Genomic DNA, 2209 nt, shown 5'->3' on the forward strand with positions numbered 1-2209 from the left:
CCGAATAGTCCTTCATCGCCATCGGCGGTCTTCTCGCTTCCTCCGGATCAAGCAGATCCAGTATCAGCGTGTCCACCACTCAGGGGGAGGCCCCGGGGTCAGCGGCCGGTGCTCGTAGGCGCGACTGTCAGCGACCTACGTCAGAGTAGATGCCTGGACATTCGGCATAGCAGGCAAGGTGTAGCTGGGGCATTGATGGAGGTCACTTCGCAGTGGTGCAAGGGTCGGTCGTCGAACGTCTGCCGGAAGGTGACAGGTGCAGTTGGGGCTGTCCGGGGTGGGACCTGGGGGGTGTGACCTACATCACTCGGAAAGTGTTGGGTTCCCCCGTAACGGGGTGGACCACCCATGGGTCCTATGGGCATACCGGCCTCTCGCGGGCAGGTATCCCCCTTTTTTTGTTCCGGCTGGTCCCTCCGTGATCGAAGAACCCCTAGTGCCCTGGATCTGACGGTCGGTTAGCCGGCTCGTTTCTGCAAGCTGAGGAGAATGAAAATGGCTGCACGCCGCAAGAAGGCAAGCAACGCCCCATTTTTGGTGGCGAATCAGTACGCCGCTGTGACCGTTTCGCTCACCGCCGTGCTGGGCATCGGCGCGCTTGGCGTGGCTCCTGCCTTCGCCGAGTCGCAACCCCATCCGGTATCAGGAGCACGGTACGTCACCAGCGAGGTGGGGCAACAGGAGGTTTCGGAGTTGTCCAAGACTCTCACGGACCTCGCGAACCAGGCCGAGCAGCAGGGCAAGCCTGATCCGCTGCAGTCTCACGGACCCATGGTCGGCGGTCCCGGTCGCCTGCATCCGGTCGATGTGGCCGACCCACACGTCCAGGAAGTCGCGCGGTGGGCAGCGGATACGGCCAACCGACAACAGCACCTTACAGGTAACGCTGCGTACCACGCCGCGTCCGTCCAGCGCGCCGAGGTTCGGGGTTACGACGGCGGTGCGCTGGACTACCGTATCCAGATCCGGCTCGACCGCCCAAGCACGGAGCTTGTGGAGGCAGAGGTTTATGGAAGGCCGTGGGAAGGCTTCCGCCTGATGTCCTTCAAGGCGGTCTCCGACAAGCCTGCCCCAAACGAAGTAAAGCTCCAAGACCTCCTGAAAAAGCTGCGGCAGGAGATTTCGGATCTGTCCAAGACTCTGAGGGACCTCGAGAATCAGGCCAAGCAGCAGGCCAAGCCTGACCTGCGGTGAGGCACCCCATGCTCGTGCCCGCGCATGACCTGCGCAGCACCTGTGAGAGGACGTCCCGCTTAAATGCGTGTCGTGAAAGTACTGGTCGTAGCCACTCATTGAGGGCTGCGACCAGCACGGTCGCTTCGTAGCGAACGGCGAGCTTGTCGGACCTCGTGGCCACGGCCCGGTGGCGCTTGAGCCGGTTGATCCCGCACTCGACCGCTGTAGTCGGTCTTGTGGAACACCGGCTGCCGGCTGCCGCGTGAGCCGCGCTTGATGCGGTTGCGGACCCGGTCCGCAGGGACTGGAATCGTGGCCTGGATCCCGCGTCTGCGCAGGCAGGAGCGGTTGCCGCAGGGGTCGTACGCCTTGTCGGCACACACCCGGTCCGGCCGCTTGCGCGGCCTGCCGCGTCCGAGCCGGGGCAGCCGGATCGCCTCCCCGACCGGCTCGCACTGCGCAGAATCGCCCCGCTGCCCGGCTGTGAACACCAACGGCAGAGGCTTCTGACCCCTGCTCGACCGCGAGGTGGATCTTGCTCGTCAGTCCGCCCCGGGACCGCCCGAGTCCGTGGTCGGGCGGCTCGACGAAGACTCCGCTGGGCGGCTCAGTTCTGGAGATCCCCCTCGTCGAGGCCCCGGCGGCGCGCTGACGCGCCTGCAGCCAACATGCAGGCGTTGCAGCAGTTCGTGAACCAGTCGCGGTGGGATCCCTGGCCGGTGCGGCGGCGGATCGCCCAGCGGTTGTGCGAGGCGATCAGCCCTGAGGTGTTGGGTGGTCGATGATATGTCGTTTCCCAAGTGCGGCACCGCCTCGGCCGCAGTGGCCCGGCAGTACTGCGGGGCGTTGGGCAAGCGGGCGAACTGCCAGGTCGCGGTCAGCGTGCACGCGGCCACCGGCACGGCCTCCTGCCCGCTGGCTGGGAGCTGTTCCTGTCGGAGGAATGGACACATGACGACGGGCGGCGTCGGGGGGCCGGCATGCCCGAGGAGGTCGCGCATGTGTCCAAGACTCAGCTGGCTCTGGGGCTGCT

At 65.8% G+C, this 2209-nt stretch carries 1 protein-coding gene and 1 pseudogene; both read left to right on the top strand.

Annotated features, from left to right (window positions below; all coding sequences use genetic code 11):
- Window positions 1-495 precede the first annotated feature (495 nt).
- On the top strand, window positions 496-1194 hold the full coding sequence (locus ACZ7GZ_RS43095; RefSeq protein WP_471033300.1) for a cystatin family protein: 699 nt from the start codon (window positions 496-498) through the stop codon (window positions 1192-1194).
- A gap of 650 nt (window positions 1195-1844) precedes the next feature.
- Window positions 1845-2209, top strand: a pseudogene (locus tag ACZ7GZ_RS43100) (transposase); the annotation flags it as partial.

Source organism: Streptomyces sp. NPDC037288, assembly GCF_055603265.1.